The sequence below is a fragment of the Streptomyces sp. NPDC093260 genome (assembly GCF_040683715.1).
In the GTDB taxonomy this organism is placed as follows: Bacteria; Actinomycetota; Actinomycetes; order Streptomycetales; family Streptomycetaceae; genus Streptomyces; species Streptomyces sennicomposti.
In genome coordinates this window covers 116003-133397 of sequence record NZ_JBFBEK010000017.1, presented here as the reverse complement: position 1 = coordinate 133397, position 17395 = coordinate 116003, and the positions used below count along the sequence as shown (strand labels likewise).

Here is a 17395-nt window from a genome sequence, read left to right as displayed (position 1 = left end):
GGAACAGCGCATCGGTAGGGAGTAGGCGAGCACACCGTGGACGTGCAGAAGAAGCTCGACGAGATCGTGGCCACGGTCTCGGGCGCCCGTTCCATGCCCATGTCGGCGTCCTGCGTGGTCAACCGCGCCGAGCTGCTCGCGCTGCTCGAAGAGGTCCGCCAGGCGCTGCCCGGCTCGCTCGCGCAGGCCCGCGAACTGATCGGCGATCGCGAACAGATGGTCGAGGAGGCCCGCCGCGAGGCCGAACGGATCATCGAGTCCGCGCACGCCGAGCGCGGCTCCCTGGTCTCCGGCACCGAGATCGCCCGCCGCTCCCAGGCCGAGGCCGACCGCATCCTCGCCGAGGCCCGCCAGGAGGCCGAGGAGATCCGCGCCGAGGCCGACGACTACGTCGACTCCAAGCTGGCCAACTTCGAGGTCGTCCTCACCAAGACGCTCGGCTCGGTCGGCCGCGGCCGCGAGAAGCTGCTCGGCACCGGCCCCGGCCTCGACGAGAACGGCTACGAGGACGAGGACGCCCCCGAGCGCAGCCACGACCCGCAGACCCTGCGGCGCGACGCCGACCAGTACGTCGACGCCAAGCTCGGCGCCTTCGAGGCGGTCCTCGCCAAGACCCTGGAGGCCGTCGGCCGCGGCCGGCAGAAGCTGCACGGCCGGATCGCCACCGACGACCTCGGCGCGCTGGCCGACGACACCAGCACCGTCCAGCACTCCAGCGACGCCGACTACCTGGCCGGCCTCGCCGACCTCTCGGACGCCCCCGCGTCCCGGACCGCCGCCGCCCCGGCCCCCGAGCGCCCGGCGGCCCCGCCCCAGCCGCAGTACGAGCCCCAGCCCGCCTACGGCTACCAGCAGCCCCAGCAGGACACGTACGGCTACCAGGGCTACGACCCCCAGCAGGACCCGTACGGCTACCAGCAGCCCCAGCAGCCCGACCCCTACGCCGCCACCGGCTACGGGACGGCGGCCGGCGACCTGTACCAGGGGTACGACACCGGGCAGCAGCCCGTGTACGACCCGAACCAGGCCCAGCACGCCCAGCAGGGCCACGACGGGCAGCAGGACCACCAGGCGCAGCAGCCCCAGCACTCCCAGCCGGGCTACGCGCTCGACGAGACCAGCCTCTTCGACACCAGCATGATCAGCGCCGAGCAGCTGCGGGCGTACGAACAGGGCCGCGGTCTCTGACCCGCCGGCGGAGACGCGCACCGGGCGGACACGGCTTGGACACGGGCCGCGCACACCGGGCGCGCACCCGCCGGGCACGGGTGCCGCACGGCCGGCCGGGGCCGGATTGGGACGAGAGCGAAAGGTCCAGTATCCTGGCTCTTCGGTCGCGTGTACGTCCGCGATCCGCGCTGCCCGGGAGACACCGACCCAGGCCGCGTCCCTCCTAGCTCGGAAACCGAAAGCAGGAATGGCTCAGAACGCCCGCCTCGACCACCGCGACCCTCTCGTGTTCGACACACATGAGCTGGGTCGGCGTCCTGGTGCGTTGCAGCGCCTGACCCGCACCGTCCCGGCCCCCCGGGACCTCGGTATCCAGTCCGTGATCGGAGTGCCGGAAGGCGCCCCCGTCGAGCTGGACCTCCGGCTCGAGTCGGTCATGGAAGGGGTGCTCGTCACAGGCACCGCCCGTGCACGGGCCGAGGGGGAGTGCGTAAGGTGTCTGGAGCCGGTCGGGCTGGAGCTCGAAGCGGACTTCCAGGAACTGTTCTCGTACCCTGACGCCGACGACCGGGGCCGCGTGATCGCGGAACCGGGCGACGACGCCGAGGACGACGAGGACAGGTTCTTCCTCGAGGACGGACTCTTCGACCTCGAACCTCTGCTGCGCGATGCGGTGGTGCTCGCACTGCCGATGCAGCCGGTGTGCCAGGAAGACTGCCAGGGCCTGTGCTCCGAGTGCGGAGCGCGGCTCACGGACGACCCGGACCACCACCACGACGCCGTCGACATCCGTTGGGCGGCTTTGCAGGGACTCGCCGGTTCACTCGAAGACGGCGAGAAGGACGAGATGAGCGGCGACGCGACTCGATCAGCGCGCGTCGACGAGAAGCAGGAGAAGTAGCCGTGGCTGTTCCGAAGCGGAAGATGTCGCGCAGCAACACGCGCCACCGCCGGTCGCAGTGGAAGGCTGCGGTCCCCACCCTGGTGGCGTGCGAGCGCTGCCACGAGCCCAAGCTGCAGCACATCGCGTGCCCGTCTTGCGGCACCTACAACAAGCGCCAGGTCCTCGAGGTCTGAGCGGCTGGTGAGAGGCACCGTGTCCACGGCGAAGAAGAACTCTCCCCGCGCTGCCGGGAGTGGCCCATCGGACAACACCGCCTCGTCCCACACGCTTCTGGAAGGGCGGCTCGGCTACCGGCTCGAGTCCGCCCTTCTGGTGCGTGCGCTGACCCACCGTTCCTACGCGTACGAGAACGGCGGCCTGCCGACGAACGAGCGGCTGGAGTTCCTCGGTGACTCCGTCCTCGGTCTCGTCGTCACGGACACGCTGTACCGCACCCACCCCGACCTGCCCGAAGGCCAGCTGGCCAAGTTGCGGGCCGCGGTGGTCAACTCGCGTGCGCTGGCGGAAGTGGGCCGCGGCCTCGACCTGGGCGCCTTCATCCGGCTCGGCCGCGGTGAAGAGGGCACGGGCGGCCGGGACAAGGCGTCCATCCTCGCCGACACCCTTGAAGCGGTGATCGGCGCGGTCTATCTCGACCAGGGCCTCGACGCGGCCTCCGAACTGGTGCACCGCCTGTTCGACCCGCTGATCGAGAAGTCCTCGAACCTCGGAGCCGGCCTGGACTGGAAGACGTCCCTCCAGGAGCTCACCGCGACCGAAGGACTCGGCGTCCCCGAGTACCTGGTCACGGAGACCGGCCCCGACCACGAGAAGACCTTCACTGCTGCCGCCCGCGTCGGAGGCGTCTCGTACGGCACCGGCACCGGCCGCAGCAAGAAGGAGGCGGAGCAGCAGGCCGCCGAGTCCGCCTGGCGGGCCATCAAGGCCGCCGCGGACGAACGCGCCGAGGCGGCCGAGTCCGCCGCCGGCGCGGGTGGCGCCGACGAGGCGCCGGCCTCCGCCTGACACCGTGCGCCCGGCACCGTCCGGCGCGGCACGGCGACCGCCACGGCCCCCGGGCCGTAGCGGCGAGCACGTTCCGAGCGCCCGTCCCGCACCCGGGGCGGGCGCTCGGCGTATGTCCCATCAAGCCCACAGGTCGAGAAGTCGACAGGTCGAGTCAGTGCGGGGGAGTCATGCCCGAGTTGCCCGAGGTCGAGGTCGTACGGCGCGGACTGGAGCGGTGGGTCGCCCGGCGGACCGTCGCCGAGGTCGCGGTGCTGCACCCGCGCGCCGTGCGCCGGCACCTGGCCGGCCCGGACGACTTCGCGCGCCGCCTCACGGGCCACCGCGTCGGCACGCCCAGCCGCCGCGGCAAGTACCTGTGGCTGCCGCTGGCCGACAGCGAACAGGCGATCCTCGCCCACCTCGGCATGAGCGGCCAGCTCCTGGTCCAGCCTCGGGAGGCGGCCGCCGAGAAGCACCTGCGCATCCGCGTCCGCTTCGCCGACGAGGACGGCACCGAACTCCGCTTCGTCGACCAGCGCACCTTCGGCGGCCTCTCGCTGCACGAGACCGGGCCCGACGGGCTGCCCGACGTCATCGCGCACATCGCCCGCGACCCCCTCGACCCGCTGTTCGACGACGAGGCCTTCCACCGGGCGCTGCGCCGCAAGCGCACCACCATCAAGCGCGCCCTGCTCGACCAGTCGCTGATCAGCGGCGTCGGCAACATCTACGCCGACGAGGCGCTGTGGCGGGCCCGGCTGCACTACGAACGCCCGACCGCCACCCTCACCCGCCCCCGCACCGCCGAACTCCTCGGGCATGTCCGGAATGTGATGAACGAGGCCCTCGCCGTCGGCGGCACCAGCTTCGACAGCCTGTACGTCAACGTCAACGGCGAGTCCGGCTACTTCGACCGCTCGCTCGACGCCTACGGCCGCGAGGGCCTGCCCTGCCGCCGCTGCGCCACCCCGATGCGGCGGCGCCCCTGGATGAACCGCTCCAGCCACTACTGCCCGAAGTGCCAGCCCACGCCCCGCCTCCGCCCGGCCGCGGGCGGCCGTATCTGAGACGACCGGGTCCCAGACGCGGACGACGGGCCGGGCCGCAGACGACGGCTCGGCCCGCGCCGCGGACACGGCCCGGACCGCGCGGTCGCCAGACGGTGGCGCTGACGTCAGGCCCGGCTGTCGTCAGCCGGTGGTGGCGCCGTCGTCAGGCCCGGCGCGCGTCGTAGCGCTCGCGGGCGGCCAGCACCTCGTCCATCCGGCCCTCCACGCAGTGGATGAGGGCCAGCAGCCGCTCGGCCACCGCGTGTCCGAGGGGGGTCAGCTCGTAGTCGACGCGCGGCGGGTTCGTCGGCTGCGCCTCGCGGTGCACCAGGCCGTCCCGCTCCAGCGCCTGGAGCGTCTGCGACAGCATCTTCTCGCTCACGCCGTCGACGCGGCGGCGCAACTCGTTGAACCGCAGCGAGCCCTCGTGCAGCGCTCCGACGGTCAGCGCGCCCCAGCGCCCGGTGACGTGCTCCAGCGTCCCGCGCGAGGGGCACGCCTTGGCGAACACGTCGTAGGGGAGGTCCAGCGCCTCGATGCGTTCCTGCGTGCCGCTCATACGAGCAGCGTACGCGAGCACAGCGCTCACCGACAGACAGCACTCACCGGGCGACAGCGCTCCCGGCGGCAGACCGGTCCCGAGCGGCGACCGGCCTTCAGCGCCGGACGGCCTCCGCCTCAGTACCCGAAGTCCTGCGTCCACCAGGGCCCGCCCGTCCCGAAATGGACGCCGACCCCGAGGGTCCTGAAGTCGCAGTTCAGGATGTTGGCGCGGTGGCCGGGGCTGTTCATCCAGGCGTCCATGACCGCCGCCGCGTCGGCCTGGCCGCGGGCTATGTTCTCGCCGCCGAGGCCGGTGATGCCGAGTTCGGCGGCCCGGTCCCAGGGGGACGCGCCGCTGGGGTCGGTGTGGTCGAAGAAGCCCTGGTCGGCCATGGCCTGACTGAACTTCTCCGCCAGTGAGCCCAGCGCGCCGTCCGCCGTGACGGGGCTGCATCCCGCCTTCGCCCGCTCCTGGTTGACCAGGCTCAGCACCTCCGCCGCGGCGGCGGCCTCCGTGGAGACCGTCGCCGGGGGCCGGGTGCGCTGACGCGGGATCCTGGTGGCGGGCGCGGCCGGCGCCGTCTCCTGCGCAGCCGCGGTGCCGGCCGGCCCGGTCGTCGGCTCGGCCGCGGGCGGCTTCGCCGGGGTGGCCGGGGCGGTGGCGGCCGGGCTCTGCGACGCGGCCGGGGCGGACGGGCTCGGCGTCGCCGGGGGCCGTGCGGCGGAGTCCGTCGGCGAGGCGGGCCGCCCCGCGCCGCGCCCGGCGCCGGGCGCTCCCCGCCGGTCGCCCGGCAGCGCGCCACCGGAGGTGCCGCCCTGCCCGCTCGCGCTGTTCGTCGGCGTGCCCGCCGCCTGCACGCTGTCCGAGCCGGTGCTGCTGTTTCCGCCCAGCCGGTAGTTCTCCAGCCCGGGCACCGCGCCGGTGGCCACCGCGACGGTGCCGAGGGCGACCGCCGCCGAGACGCCGAGCAGACCCGTGCGGACCGGAGTGGCGGCCTTCCGCTTACGGCGGCGGCCCCGGCCGAGCGGCCCCTGCGAGGGGCTGAAGCCCCCGGACGGGAAGACCGCCGTGTCCATGGCGCGGGCGTACGCGTCGGTGGCACGGGAGTACGCGTCAGGGTTCCGGACGTAGGCGTCCGCGGTACGGGCGTAGTCGTCGTCCGTCGCGAAGAGGTACTCCTCGGCCCGTGCGTAGGCGTCGGCGTACCGCTCCGGGTTCAGATAGGGCGCGATGCCCATGCGGTCGTCGTCCGGGAACGGGTCGTAGAAGTCCCGTGAGCTGTGGCCCTGCCGGTACGAGCCGTGCGTGTCCGTCGCCCCCGTGGCACGGTCCGTGGTGGCGCGGCCGGCGTCCGAACGTCGGTGGCGTCCCATGTCCTGGCCTTCCTCGTCCCCCGGGCCGACGCGCGCCCTGAGCCGACGCAGTCAACCCGACTCACTCGATCGAGTGAGTTTCATATGAGATTCATTGGGTCGGGACGGTACCGCATGGCGCAGGGGGTGGAAGTGTCCTCTGGGACATCGCCCGGTTAGGTTGCACCCATGAGCGAGGATGTTCGGCTGGTCGCCTGGGTGCGTGGGCACGTCCAGGGCGTGGGTTTCCGCTGGTTCACCCGGGCGCGTGCCCTGGAGATCGGCGGTCTGAGCGGTTTCGCCCTCAATCTCGGCGACGGACGCGTGCAGGTCGTCGCCGAAGGGGCGCACGAGGCCTGCCAGAAGCTCCTCGACTGGCTCCAGGGGGACGACACGCCCGGCCGTGTGGACGGTGTCACAGAGATCTGGGACACACCGCGCGGAGGCTACGACGGCTTCGCGATCCGCTGACGTGGTCGCCGCGCCTCGCCGGGCCCCGGCCGCCGCACCTGCCCCTGGCATCTGCCCGGAGGGAAAAGAGCAGGTGGTCGCCGGAAGGACCTTGCCGTGCGGGGCCGCGCAGGGCAGGATGACCGCCACACCCCGAGGGGCCCGCAGGAGCCGCCGCGCCGCCTTTCCGGCCGAGCGCCCCCGGGGCGCCCACCGACACGGGGTGTGATCGTGTTGACCGTCAAACTTTTTGGTGAGACGCTGAAAGCCCGCGCACCTCAGCTGTTTGGCATGGATGAACGGCAGCACAACTCAACAGTGCCAAGCACCGCGGGTGCGAATCCCTCACGACCCACACCGCATCGGTCGGTCACTCAGTGTGGAGGACCATCCATCATGGCAAAGGCGCTTCTCGGTTACGTCGGTGGCTCCGACCCTCGACTCCTCGCCGAGATGCGACGGCTGCAGCAGCGCGTCCAGGACCTTGAATCCGAGCTCGTACGGATCCAGGCGGAGAACGACGCGCTGACGGCTGCCGCTTCTCACGACAGGATCATGGAGCGTGTCGACGCACACCAGGCGGAGCCTGCGCTCACCTGATCACTGCACAGCACCACGACACAGTGGTTGGGACGCCCGTGTCAACCGCTCCGTCGTCAGAGTTGCAAGGGACGCTTCGGCGTCCCTTCCTTCTTTCCCGCCCCCCGCTCGCGTGGCCCCCGCCGTTTCCCGCGCATCCTTTCAGCGTCTTAACGTCTGGTGTGCCCTGCCCGCCCCTGGGCGAAACCGCGCGGTTGCGAGGGTTCGTGGAGTGCGCTAGCCCGGGCGGGTAGAGTCCGACGGCGTGCACCTCAAGGCCCTGACCCTCCGCGGCTTCAAGTCGTTCGCCTCGGCGACCACGCTCCGCTTTGAACCGGGGATCACGTGCGTCGTCGGCCCGAACGGCTCGGGCAAGTCCAACGTGGTGGACGCGCTCAGCTGGGTCATGGGCGAACAGGGCGCCAAGTCGCTGCGCGGCGGCAAGATGGAGGACGTCATCTTCGCCGGCACCACCGGCCGCCCGCCGCTCGGCCGCGCCGAGGTGTCCCTGACCATCGACAACTCCGACGGCGCCCTGCCCATCGAGTACGCCGAGGTCACCATCACGCGGATCATGTTCCGCAACGGCGGCAGCGAGTACCAGATCAACGGCGACACCTGCCGGCTGCTGGACATCCAGGAGCTGCTCTCCGACTCCGGCATCGGCCGCGAGATGCACGTCATCGTCGGCCAGGGCCAGCTCGACTCCGTCCTGCACGCCGACCCGGCCGGCCGCCGCGCCTTCATCGAGGAGGCCGCCGGAGTCCTCAAGCACCGCAAGCGCAAGGAGAAGGCGCTCCGCAAGCTCGACTCGATGCAGGCCAACCTCGCCCGCGTCCAGGACCTCACCGACGAACTGCGCCGCCAGCTCAAACCGCTCGGCCGCCAGGCCGCCGTCGCCCGGCGGGCCGCCGTCATCCAGGCCGATCTGCGCGACGCGCGGCTGCGCCTCCTCGCCGACGACCTGGTACGCCTGCGTGAGGCCCTCGCGGCGGAGATCGCCGACGAGGCCGCCCTCAAGGAACGCAAGGAGGCCGCCGAACGGGAACTGTCCCGCGCCCTCCAGCGCGAGGCCCGCCTGGAGGACGAGGTACGCCGCCTCACCCCGCGCCTGACCCGCGCCCAGGAGACCTGGTACGAGCTGTCCCAACTCGCCGAACGCGTCCGCGGCACCATCTCCCTGGCCGACGCCCGGGTCAGGAGCGCCACCTCCGCACCCGACGAGGAGCGGCGCGGCCGCGACCCCGAGGACCTGGAGCGCGAGGCCGCCCGGGTCCGCGAACAGGAGGCCGAGCTGGAGGCCGCTCTTGAGGCCGCCCAGCGGGCGCTGGAGGACACCGTCGCCCACCGCGCCGAACTGGAACGCGAACTCTCCGCCGAGGAGCGCCGCCTCAGGGACGCCGCCCGCGCCATCGCCGACCGCCGCGAGGGACTGGCCCGGCTCGCCGGGCAGGTCAACGCGGCCCGCTCCCGCGCCGCCTCCGCCCAGGCCGAGATCGACCGCCTCGCCGCCGCCCGCGACGAGGCCCGGGAACGCGCCGTACAGGCCCAGGAGGAGTACGAGGCACTCAAGGCCGAGGTCGACGGGCTCGACGCGGACGAGGACGAACTCGCCGACCGGCACGAGGCGGCCAGGACCGCCCTGGCCGAGGCGGAGGCCGCCTTCGGCGCCGCCCGCGAGGCCGCCACCGCCGCCGAACGCGAACGCGCGGCGATGCGGGCCCGGCACGACGCCCTCGCCCTGGGACTGCGCCGCAAGGACGGCACCGGCGCCCTGCTCGAGGCCGCCGACCGCCTCACCGGACTGCTCGGCCCGGCCGCCGGGCTCCTCGCCGTCGCCCCCGGCCACGAGACCGCCCTCGCCACCGCCTTCGGCCCCGCCGCCGACGCCCTCGCCGTCGTCGGCCCCGCCGCCGCGGCCGACGCCCTGCGCCTGCTGCGCAAACAGGACGCGGGCCGCGCCGCCCTCCTCCTGGCCGACGCCCCCGACGACCCCGCGACCGCGACGGCGGAACCGGACGACATCCCCTGCGGTCGTCCCTACGCCGCCGACCTGGTCAGCGGCCCCGCCCACCTCATGCCCGCCGTACGCCGCCTGCTGCGCGGCATCGTCGTCGTCACCACCCTGGAGGACGCCGAGGACCTGGTCCGTACGCATCCGCGTCTCACCGCCGTCACCGCCGAGGGCGATCTGCTCGGCGCGCACTTCGCGCACGGCGGTTCGGCCGGCGCGCCGAGCCTGCTGGAGGTGCAGGCCTCCGTGGACGAGGCCGCCGCCGAGCTGGACCGGCTCGCCGTACGGTGCGAGGAGCTGGCCGAGGTCCAGCGGCTGGCCGGTCGGCGGCGCACCGAGTGCGCGGCGCTGGTCGAGGAACTGGGGGAGCGGCGCCGTGCCGCCGACCGGGAGAAGTCGGCGGTCGCCCAGCAGCTCGGCCGCCTCGCCGGACAGGCGCGCGGCGCCGCGGGCGAGGCCGAGCGCTCCACGGCCGCCGCCCAACGCGCCCAGCAGGCCCTGGACAATGCCCTCCAGGAAGTGGCGGAACTCGCCGAGCGGCTCGCCGTCGCCGAGGAGACGCCCGTCGAGGAGGAACCCGACACCTCTCTGCGCGACCGGCTCGCCGCCGACGGCGCCAACGCCCGCCAGACCGAGATGGAGGCCCGCCTCCAGGTCCGCACCCACGAGGAACGCGTCAAGTCACTGGCCGGCCGCGCCGACTCCCTCGACCGGGCCGCCCGCGCCGAACGCGAGGCACGCGCGCGTGCCGAGCAGCGGCGCGCCCGGCTGCGCCACGAGGCGGCCGTCGCCGGGGCCGTCGCCTCCGGCGCCCGGCAGCTGCTGGCCCATGTGGAGGTCTCCCTCGGCCGCGCCGAGCGGGAACGCGCCGCCGCCGAGGCCGCCAAGGCCCTGCGCGAGCAGGAGCTGGCCGCCGCCCGCGCCCAGGGCCGCGATCTCAAGGGCGAACTCGACAAGCTGACCGACTCCGTGCACCGGGGGGAGGTGCTCGGCGCGGAGAAGCGGCTCAGGATCGAGCAGCTGGAGGCCAGGGCGCTGGAGGAGCTGGGGGTGGAGCCGGCGGTTCTGGTGGCGGAGTACGGGCCGAGCCAGCTCGTGCCGCCCTCGCTGCCCGCCGAGGGCGAGGAACTGCCCGAGGACCCCGACCACCCCCGTAACCGTCCCCGGCCCTTCGTGCGGGCCGAGCAGGAGAAGCGGCTCAAGGCAGCCGAACGTGCCTACCAGCAGCTCGGCAAGGTCAATCCGCTGGCCCTGGAGGAGTTCGCGGCCCTGGAGGAACGCCACAAGTTCCTCAGCGAGCAGCTGGACGACCTCAAGAAGACCCGCGCCGATCTCCTCCAGGTCGTCAAGGAGGTGGACGAGCGGGTCGAGCAGGTCTTCACCGACGCCTACCGGGACACCGCACGCGAGTTCGAGGGCGTCTTCAGCCGTCTCTTCCCCGGCGGCGAGGGCCGGCTGGTGCTGACCGACCCCGACAACATGCTCACCACCGGCGTGGACGTCGAGGCGCGCCCGCCGGGCAAGAAGGTCAAGCGGTTGTCCCTGCTCTCCGGCGGCGAGCGCTCGCTGACCGCCGTCGCCCTGCTGGTCTCGATCTTCAAGGCCAGGCCGAGCCCGTTCTACGTCATGGACGAGGTCGAGGCGGCGCTCGACGACACCAACCTCCAGCGGCTGATCCGGATCATGCAGGAGCTCCAGGAGGCCTCCCAGCTCATCGTGATCACGCACCAGAAGCGCACGATGGAGGTGGCCGACGCGCTGTACGGCGTCTCCATGCAGGGCGACGGCGTCTCGAAGGTCATCAGCCAGCGCCTGCGCTGACCGAGCACCGGCTCCCCCCGGGGACGCCCGCACCGGCTCACCGGGCCGTGGGTGCCCCTTCCTGCCGCGTTCCTAGGGCACTTGCCCTCTTCTGTCCGTTTCGTGATCGGCGCCCGCGTGTACCCATGACTTCGGGGTAGACGGACCTTGTCCGATACTTGATTTCAACACTTGAACGCAAGCTCGCCACGCGGGTGGGTCTAAATCACAGCAGAGGACCTATTGACTTCGAAACATGAAGGCATAGTCTCTGCAACGTTGCTTTTACCTTCAGGTCTCATGACCCGGAGGGCTGACCCCCACCCCGGCAGCGTTGCCGGTGTGCCCGAGGAGTACACGTGACCAGCACAGCGCAGGCACCCAGGCCCGGAGCCACGGCCCATCCCGATCATCTCGGGCACGTCATCTTCATCGCCGCGGCGGCGGCCATGGGCGGCTTCCTCTTCGGCTACGACAGCTCCGTGATCAACGGCGCCGTCGAGGCCATCCGGGACCGCTACGACGTCGGCTCCGCCGTGCTGGCGCAGGTCATCGCCATCGCGTTGATCGGCTGCGCCATCGGCGCCGCGACCGCCGGCCGCATAGCCGACCGCATCGGCCGCATCCGCTGCATGCAGATCGCCGCGGTCCTGTTCACCGTCAGCGCCATCGGCTCGGCCCTGCCGTTCGCCCTGTGGGACCTCGCCATGTGGCGCGTCATCGGCGGCTTCGCCATCGGCATGGCCTCGGTGATCGGCCCCGCCTACATCGCCGAGGTCTCCCCGCCCGCCTACCGCGGCCGGCTCGGCTCCTTCCAGCAGGCCGCGATCGTCGTCGGCATCGCGATCTCGCAGCTGGTCAACTGGGGCCTGCTCAACGCCGCCGGCGGCGACCAGCGCGGCAAGCTGATGGGCCTGGAGGCCTGGCAGGTCATGCTCGGCGTCATGGTCGTCCCGGCCGTCCTGTACGGCCTGCTCTCCTTCGCGATCCCCGAGTCCCCGCGCTTCCTGATCTCCGTCGGCCGCCGTGAGCGGGCCCGCGAGATCCTCGCGGAGGTCGAGGGCAGGGACGTCGACCTCGACGCGCGCGTGCACGAGATCGAGACCGCGATGAAGCGCGAGCACAAGTCCACCTTCAAGGACCTGCTCGGCGGCGGCTTCTTCTTCAAGCCGATCGTCTGGATCGGCATCGGCCTGTCGGTGTTCCAGCAGTTCGTGGGCATCAACGTCGCGTTCTACTACTCCTCGACGCTGTGGCAGTCGGTCGGCGTCGACCCCTCGCAGTCGTTCTTCTACTCGTTCACGACGTCGATCATCAACATCGTCGGCACCGTTATCGCGATGATCTTCGTGGACCGCGTCGGCCGCAAGCCGCTCGCCCTCGTCGGCTCGGTCGGCATGGTGATCGGCCTGGCGCTGGAGGCCTGGGCCTTCTCGCACCCGCTGGTCGACGGCAAGCTGCCCGCCACCCAGGGCTGGGTCGCCCTGATCGCCGCCCACGTCTTCGTCCTCTTCTTCGCCCTGTCCTGGGGTGTGGTCGTGTGGGTCTTCCTCGGCGAGATGTTCCCGAACCGGATCCGCGCCGCCGCCCTCGGCGTGGCCGCCTCCGCGCAGTGGATCGCCAACTGGGCCATCACCGCGAGCTTCCCGTCGCTGGCCGACTGGAACCTGTCGGGGACCTACATCATCTACACGGTCTTCGCCGCGCTCTCCATCCCGTTCGTGCTCAAGTTCGTCAAGGAGACGAAGGGCAAGGCACTGGAGGAGATGGGCTGAGCCCGCAGGGGGCGCGCCCGGACTCCGCACGGAGCCCCGCGCACCCGCAGCCCCCTCGGCGCCCCCGAGACCGAGGAGACGGGCCCATCCCCGCTGCCCGCTCCTCGTATCCACCGCCGCCCCCGCCCGGTTCCGACCGGCCGGGGGCGGCGGTTTCGCATACGGCGGGCAGCGGTCTCGCCCCAGCGGCCCCGACGCCGGTCACCGGACGAGGCCGCAGGCTCTCCACGGGCCGGCGGTCCGGCCCGGGAGCGTCGAGGACGGCGCCCGCAAGGCCTTCGGAGGCCGGGCGATCCGGTCCCGGTGCTCCTCGCCCGCCATGTCGTCCTCGGCCACGGCGCCGGCAGCAACCGCGCGCCGGCGGGCGTACGAACGGCCACCCGCCCGGGGCGCTGAGTTCCGACGCCCCCAGCACGCCGGAGTCCCCCTCCGGCCGGGCCGGAGGGGGACTTCTTCGGTAGGCGAAGGCGGGTGCGCGGGCTCAGACGGTCAGCGTCTCGGGCTGCTCCGTGACGCGCTCCCCGGCGGTGCCCGCGGCGACCGGCGTCACCACGGCCGGCTTGGGCAGCGCCACATACAGCAGGCCGGAGACCACGATCGTGGCGACCCAGCCGAGGCCGTACTCGCCGATGACGTTGCCCGTAGCGAACGGACCGGTGAACCAGTCGGAGGTGGTGAACATCAGACCCGCGGCCAGGCCGATCGCCCACGCCGCCACCGCGGCCGGGGAGAAGCCGCCCCGGTACCAGTACGCGCTGGTGCGCGTCGTGTCGGCCAGGGCGCGGCCGTCGTACTCGGTGCGCCGCAGCATGTCCGCGCCGAAGACGCCGACCCAGGCGGAGAAGGCGACCGCGAGCAGGGACAGGAAGGCGATGAACGAGCCCATGAAGCTCGTCGCCACCAGCATCAGCACCCCGCCGAACGCCAGCGAGATCACCGCGTTGACCGAGACCGCCCAGTGCCGCGGCACCTTGAAGCCGAGGGTCTGCGCGGTGAAGCCCGCCGAGTACATCGACATCGAGTTGATCAGCAGCATGCCGATCAGCGCGATCAGCAGATACGGGACCGCGATCCAGGTCGGCAGGATCTCGCCGAGGAAGGAGACCGGGTCGGCCGCCGAGGCGAGATCGGGCGTGGAGACCGCCATCACCGCGCCCATCAACACCATGGGCAGCACCACGATGCCGGCGCCGCCGACCGAGTGGCCCACGATCGCCTTGGAGGAGGCGGTGCGCGGCAGGTAGCGGGTGAAGTCCGGCGCGGTCGGGATCCAGCTCACGCCGCCCGCCGCGATCATGCCGACACCGGTGATCACCGAGGCGGTGGACCCGGCGGAGTGCCCGAAGACCGCCGACCAGTCGGTGTCCACGACCAGATAGCCGAGCACCAGGACCGAGAAGACGCCGAAGAGGTACGTCGCGTACTTGTTGCACCTCTGCACGGCGGTGATGCCGAGCCCGGAGATCGCGAAGGTGGCGACGACGAACGCCAGCAGCGTCACCATGTCCAGCACGCCGTTGCCGCGGACGCCGAAGAGGATCTTCAGGATGGTGAGCACGGCGTACGCGCCGGTCACCGCGTTGATCGTCTCCCAGCCCCAGCGGGCCACCCAGATCAGCGACCCGGGCAGGAGGTTGCCGCGCTGCCCGAAGACCGCCCGCGACAACGCCATGCCGGGCGCCCCGCCGCGCTTGCCCGCGATCCCGATCAGCCCGACCAGGCCGTAGGAGACGACGGGCGCCGCCACGGCGACGACGAGTGCCTGCCAGAAGTTCAGGTGGTACGCCACGACCAGACTGGCGCCCATGGTGAGCAGCAGCACGCTGATGTTGGCGCCGACCCAGGTGGGGAACAGCTCACGGGTCCTGGCGGTGCGCTCGTGATCGGGCACCTGTTCGATGCCACGGGTTTCCAGCGCGCCTTCGGTCTCGGCGGTCTTGCTCATGAAGAAGGGTCCGGCCTCGTTCGTGGGGGAGAGGGGCCGCCGGCAGAAACGGGCGGCGACGTCGGGACTCTACGCGTACGGACGCGAGCCACACCATCGTACTTTGATCCGACTCATGGCATTCGGTGGCCTTTGTCTTCTGGCGGAAGCCACAAGCCGCCTGCGGCCGGTACCCATGGCTGATACTGGACGCGTTATGGAAACCATCATCCTTGCTGTAGTCATCGCCGTGGTGGTGCTCGGCGCGCTCGGCGGGCTCGTCGTCGGCAGCCGGCGCCGCAGGCCGCTGCCCCCGCCGCCGCCCAGCCCCCCCGACATCACCGCTCCTCCGGCCGAGCCGCACGTCGGCGAAGAGGCCGAGACGCCGCGCGAGGAAACGCGGCGGACGATCGAGGAGGTGGACCTGCCCGACGCGTCTTCTCCCGTCGTCGTGGAGGAGCCGCCCGCCGTCGAGGAGATCCCGGCTCCCGCGATCGAGGTCCCGGAGCCGACCGCCGGCCGTCTGGTCCGGCTGCGCGCCCGCCTCTCCCGGTCGCAGAACGCCCTGGGGAAGGGCCTGCTCACCCTCCTGTCCCGCGAACACCTGGACGAGGAGACCTGGGAGGAGGTCGAGGACACCCTGCTGACCGCCGACGTCGGCGTCCAGCCCACCCAGGAGCTGGTCGAGCGGCTGCGCGAACGGGTCCGCGTCCTCGGCACCCGCACCCCCGCCGAGCTGCGCGCCCTGCTGCGCGAGGAACTGCTGACCCTGGTCGGCACCGATGTGGACCGCACCGTGCGGACCGAGCCGGACGGCCGCAAGCCGGGCATCGTGATGGTCGTCGGCGTCAACGGCACCGGCAAGACCACCACCACCGGCAAGCTCGCCCGCGTCCTGGTCGCCGACGGGCGCACCGTCGTCCTCGGCGCCGCGGACACCTTCCGCGCCGCCGCCGCCGACCAGCTCCAGACCTGGGGCGAGCGCGTCGGCGCCCACACCGTGCGCGGCCCCGAGGCCGGCGACCCCGCCTCCGTCGCCTTCGACGCGGTGAAGGAGGGCAAGGAGATGGGCGTCGACGTGGTGCTCATCGACACCGCGGGCCGCCTGCACACCAAGACCGGCCTCATGGACGAGCTGGGCAAGGTCAAGCGGGTCGTCGAGAAGCACGCCCCGCTGGACGAGGTGCTGCTCGTCCTCGACGCCACCACCGGACAGAACGGCCTGGTCCAGGCGCGGGTCTTCGCCGAGGTCGTGGACATCAGCGGCATCGTGCTGACCAAGCTGGACGGCACCGCCAAGGGCGGCATCGTGATCGCGGTCCAGCGCGAGCTGGGCGTCCCGGTCAAGCTGATCGGGCTCGGGGAGGGCGCGGACGACCTCGCGCCGTTCGAGCCGGAGGCGTTCGTTGACGCCCTCATCGGAGACTGACCGGCCCCCACGGCCCACGACGGCGCCCGTCCCCCGGAACACGGGGGACGGGCGCTTTCGCAGGTGACGGGCGTTCGACGAGAACCGCGTCAGCGCACCCACGCCGGCATTCGGCCGTGTCCGGCATGGAACTGACCGACCACCCCGGCGTCCGCCTGGCCGTCCAGACCCCACCGACAGGTGCAGCCGGGAGAACATCGACCGCCTGCCGCGCCGGGCGACGCCCCTGTGAGGAATGGACCGAGGCCGGGGGTGCGGCCGGGGACGCGGGAGGCGGCCGGGGTGCGTGCGGGACCGACCGCGGACGAGGGGCAGAGGCGTGCGGCCGGGCCGCCGGGCTACGCCCGGGAGCGGTGCGCCACGTACGCCAGGGTGCCGAGCAGCAGCCGGGCCTCCGGCGGGTTCGCCGTGTCCAGGGCGGGCGGCCTCAGCCAGCGCACCGGGCCGCGGCCGCCGCGGTCGGAGGGCGGGGCCGTCAGGTACGCGCCCGGGCCGAGGCCGCGCAGATCGAGGGCGGCGGGGTCGTCCCAGCCCATGCGGTAGAGCAGGCCGGGCAGCTCGGCGGCGGCCCCCGGGGCGACGAAGAAGTGGGCGCGGCCGTCGGGGGAGACGGTCACCGGACCGAGCGGGAGGCCCATCCGCTCCATCCGGGCCAGCGCGCAGCGCCCGGTCGGCTCGGCCACCTCGATCACGTCGAACGCCCGTCCGACCGCCAGCATCACCGCGGCGCCCGGCACCTCGGCCCACGCGCGGGTCACCTGGTCCAGCGTGGCGCCGGCCGGGACGAGGGGGGCGAAGTCCAGCGGATGCGCGCCCGGCGCCGGACAGCCGGCGCGGCCGCAGGAGCAGGTGCGGCCGACGGCCCGCGCGCCGGGCGCCACGTCCCAGCCCCACAGCCCGGTGTACTCGGCCACCGCCGTGCACTCCGACGAGCGGAACGGCCGGCCGCGCCGACGCGTGCCGGAACGGATCTCGCGCATGCCGCCGATCGTGAACCCCATGCCCCCTCCAACGGGTCCGCCGCCTCGATGGTCACGCGGCGGATGCGTCCGGTAACTCTGTGTCTTCCAGTCCCATCCCCTGCGCCGCAGAGTTCAGACGGCGCACTGGAGCGTCCGGGGCGGTGCGGCCGGGAATGCGCGCCCTCTCGTGCACCGTTCCGCCCGGTCGTGGACGTGTGATGTCAAGTGAATCGCGTCATGGCCGCCCAGAGTTCATTCGAAGGGGTGGCGAATGGTGGCGTTTCCGGGTTCACCATGGCTGTGACGGTGATCGTGGGATTACTGTGAGTGCACGAGTCCTGGGGGACCATGCGCTCGTGGGTATGCCGGAGGCAAGTCGGCTGCCGTCCGGCGGCCGAGAAGCGACGGACGGACAGCGGGGCCGACCGGCATTCTGATAGGGCTTGGCGCACTCAG

The 17395-nt window shown here is 72.6% G+C and carries 14 protein-coding genes; 10 read left to right on the top strand and 4 right to left on the bottom strand.

Annotated features, from left to right (window positions below; genetic code table 11):
• Nucleotides 1-36: 36 nt before the first annotated feature.
• From AB0N63_RS22410 to mutM, 5 genes are all read left to right on the top strand, one after another.
• Nucleotides 37-1188 (top strand): ATP synthase F0 subunit B, encoded by a 1152-nt coding sequence (locus AB0N63_RS22410; protein ID WP_365530769.1) that lies wholly within the window; start codon nt 37-39, stop codon nt 1186-1188.
• A gap of 229 nt (nt 1189-1417) precedes the next feature.
• A complete protein-coding gene (locus tag AB0N63_RS22405; RefSeq protein WP_365530767.1) occupies nt 1418-2071 on the top strand; it encodes a YceD family protein in 654 nt (217 codons plus the stop codon).
• 2 nt (nt 2072-2073) lie between these two features.
• Nucleotides 2074-2247, top strand: a complete 174-nt coding sequence (rpmF, locus tag AB0N63_RS22400) for a 50S ribosomal protein L32 (protein WP_007493396.1) — start codon at nt 2074-2076, stop codon at nt 2245-2247.
• Between the two features lie 19 nt (nt 2248-2266).
• On the top strand, nt 2267-3079 hold the full coding sequence (gene rnc / locus AB0N63_RS22395) for a ribonuclease III (protein ID WP_365530828.1): 813 nt from the start codon (nt 2267-2269) through the stop codon (nt 3077-3079).
• 170 nt (nt 3080-3249) lie between these two features.
• Nucleotides 3250-4128 carry a bifunctional DNA-formamidopyrimidine glycosylase/DNA-(apurinic or apyrimidinic site) lyase gene (mutM, locus tag AB0N63_RS22390; protein WP_365530766.1) on the top strand — a complete coding sequence of 293 codons (879 nt, stop codon included), beginning with the start codon at nt 3250-3252 and terminating at the stop codon, nt 4126-4128.
• A gap of 145 nt (nt 4129-4273) precedes the next feature.
• Here mutM and AB0N63_RS22385 read toward each other — a convergent pair whose 3' ends face one another.
• Together AB0N63_RS22385 and AB0N63_RS22380 are read right to left on the bottom strand one after the other, a co-directional pair.
• Nucleotides 4274-4669, bottom strand: coding sequence for a helix-turn-helix domain-containing protein (locus AB0N63_RS22385; RefSeq protein ID WP_365530764.1), 396 nt, complete (start codon nt 4667-4669; stop codon nt 4274-4276).
• Nucleotides 4670-4788: 119 nt separating this feature from the next.
• Nucleotides 4789-6027, bottom strand: coding sequence for a CAP domain-containing protein (locus tag AB0N63_RS22380; protein WP_365530762.1), 1239 nt, complete (start codon nt 6025-6027; stop codon nt 4789-4791).
• A 168-nt stretch (nt 6028-6195) separates the two neighbouring features.
• Here AB0N63_RS22380 and AB0N63_RS22375 point away from each other — a divergent pair, with 168 nt between their 5' ends.
• From AB0N63_RS22375 to AB0N63_RS22360, 4 genes are all read left to right on the top strand, one after another.
• Nucleotides 6196-6477: an acylphosphatase gene (locus AB0N63_RS22375; RefSeq protein ID WP_027758282.1), complete on the top strand. Its 282-nt coding sequence runs from the start codon at nt 6196-6198 to the stop codon at nt 6475-6477.
• 375 nt (nt 6478-6852) lie between these two features.
• Nucleotides 6853-7056, top strand: a complete 204-nt coding sequence (locus tag AB0N63_RS22370; protein WP_009190853.1) for a hypothetical protein — start codon at nt 6853-6855, stop codon at nt 7054-7056.
• A gap of 244 nt (nt 7057-7300) precedes the next feature.
• A complete protein-coding gene (gene smc / locus AB0N63_RS22365; protein ID WP_365530760.1) occupies nt 7301-10870 on the top strand; it encodes a chromosome segregation protein SMC in 3570 nt (1189 codons plus the stop codon).
• 338 nt (nt 10871-11208) lie between these two features.
• Nucleotides 11209-12624: a sugar porter family MFS transporter gene (locus tag AB0N63_RS22360; RefSeq protein ID WP_365530758.1), complete on the top strand. Its 1416-nt coding sequence runs from the start codon at nt 11209-11211 to the stop codon at nt 12622-12624.
• Nucleotides 12625-13105: 481 nt separating this feature from the next.
• Here AB0N63_RS22360 and AB0N63_RS22355 read toward each other — a convergent pair whose 3' ends face one another.
• Nucleotides 13106-14569, bottom strand: coding sequence for a cytosine permease (locus tag AB0N63_RS22355; RefSeq protein WP_365530756.1), 1464 nt, complete (start codon nt 14567-14569; stop codon nt 13106-13108).
• Between the two features lie 196 nt (nt 14570-14765).
• Between AB0N63_RS22355 and ftsY the strand changes: the two genes are divergently transcribed.
• Entirely contained in the window at nt 14766-15977 is a 1212-nt protein-coding gene (gene ftsY / locus AB0N63_RS22350; RefSeq protein ID WP_365530755.1) for a signal recognition particle-docking protein FtsY, read from the top strand.
• Between the two features lie 338 nt (nt 15978-16315).
• On the opposite strand, the gene AB0N63_RS22345 is transcribed toward ftsY, so the two are convergent.
• Nucleotides 16316-16978 carry a bifunctional DNA primase/polymerase gene (locus AB0N63_RS22345; RefSeq protein WP_365530754.1) on the bottom strand — a complete coding sequence of 221 codons (663 nt, stop codon included), beginning with the start codon at nt 16976-16978 and terminating at the stop codon, nt 16316-16318.
• Nucleotides 16979-17395: the final 417 nt, after the last annotated feature.

Coding starts and splice junctions, on each gene's coding strand:
- AB0N63_RS22405 (WP_365530767.1), top strand. CDS start 1,418: ATGGCTCAGAACGCCCGCCTCGACCACCGCGACCCTCTCGTGTTCGAC.
- mutM (WP_365530766.1), top strand. CDS start 3,250: ATGCCCGAGTTGCCCGAGGTCGAGGTCGTACGGCGCGGACTGGAGCGG.
- AB0N63_RS22385 (WP_365530764.1), bottom strand. CDS start 4,669: ATGAGCGGCACGCAGGAACGCATCGAGGCGCTGGACCTCCCCTACGAC.
- AB0N63_RS22380 (WP_365530762.1), bottom strand. CDS start 6,027: ATGGGACGCCACCGACGTTCGGACGCCGGCCGCGCCACCACGGACCGT.
- AB0N63_RS22375 (WP_027758282.1), top strand. CDS start 6,196: ATGAGCGAGGATGTTCGGCTGGTCGCCTGGGTGCGTGGGCACGTCCAG.
- AB0N63_RS22370 (WP_009190853.1), top strand. CDS start 6,853: ATGGCAAAGGCGCTTCTCGGTTACGTCGGTGGCTCCGACCCTCGACTC.
- AB0N63_RS22355 (WP_365530756.1), bottom strand. CDS start 14,569: ATGAGCAAGACCGCCGAGACCGAAGGCGCGCTGGAAACCCGTGGCATC.
- ftsY (WP_365530755.1), top strand. CDS start 14,766: ATGGAAACCATCATCCTTGCTGTAGTCATCGCCGTGGTGGTGCTCGGC.
- AB0N63_RS22345 (WP_365530754.1), bottom strand. CDS start 16,978: ATGGGGTTCACGATCGGCGGCATGCGCGAGATCCGTTCCGGCACGCGT.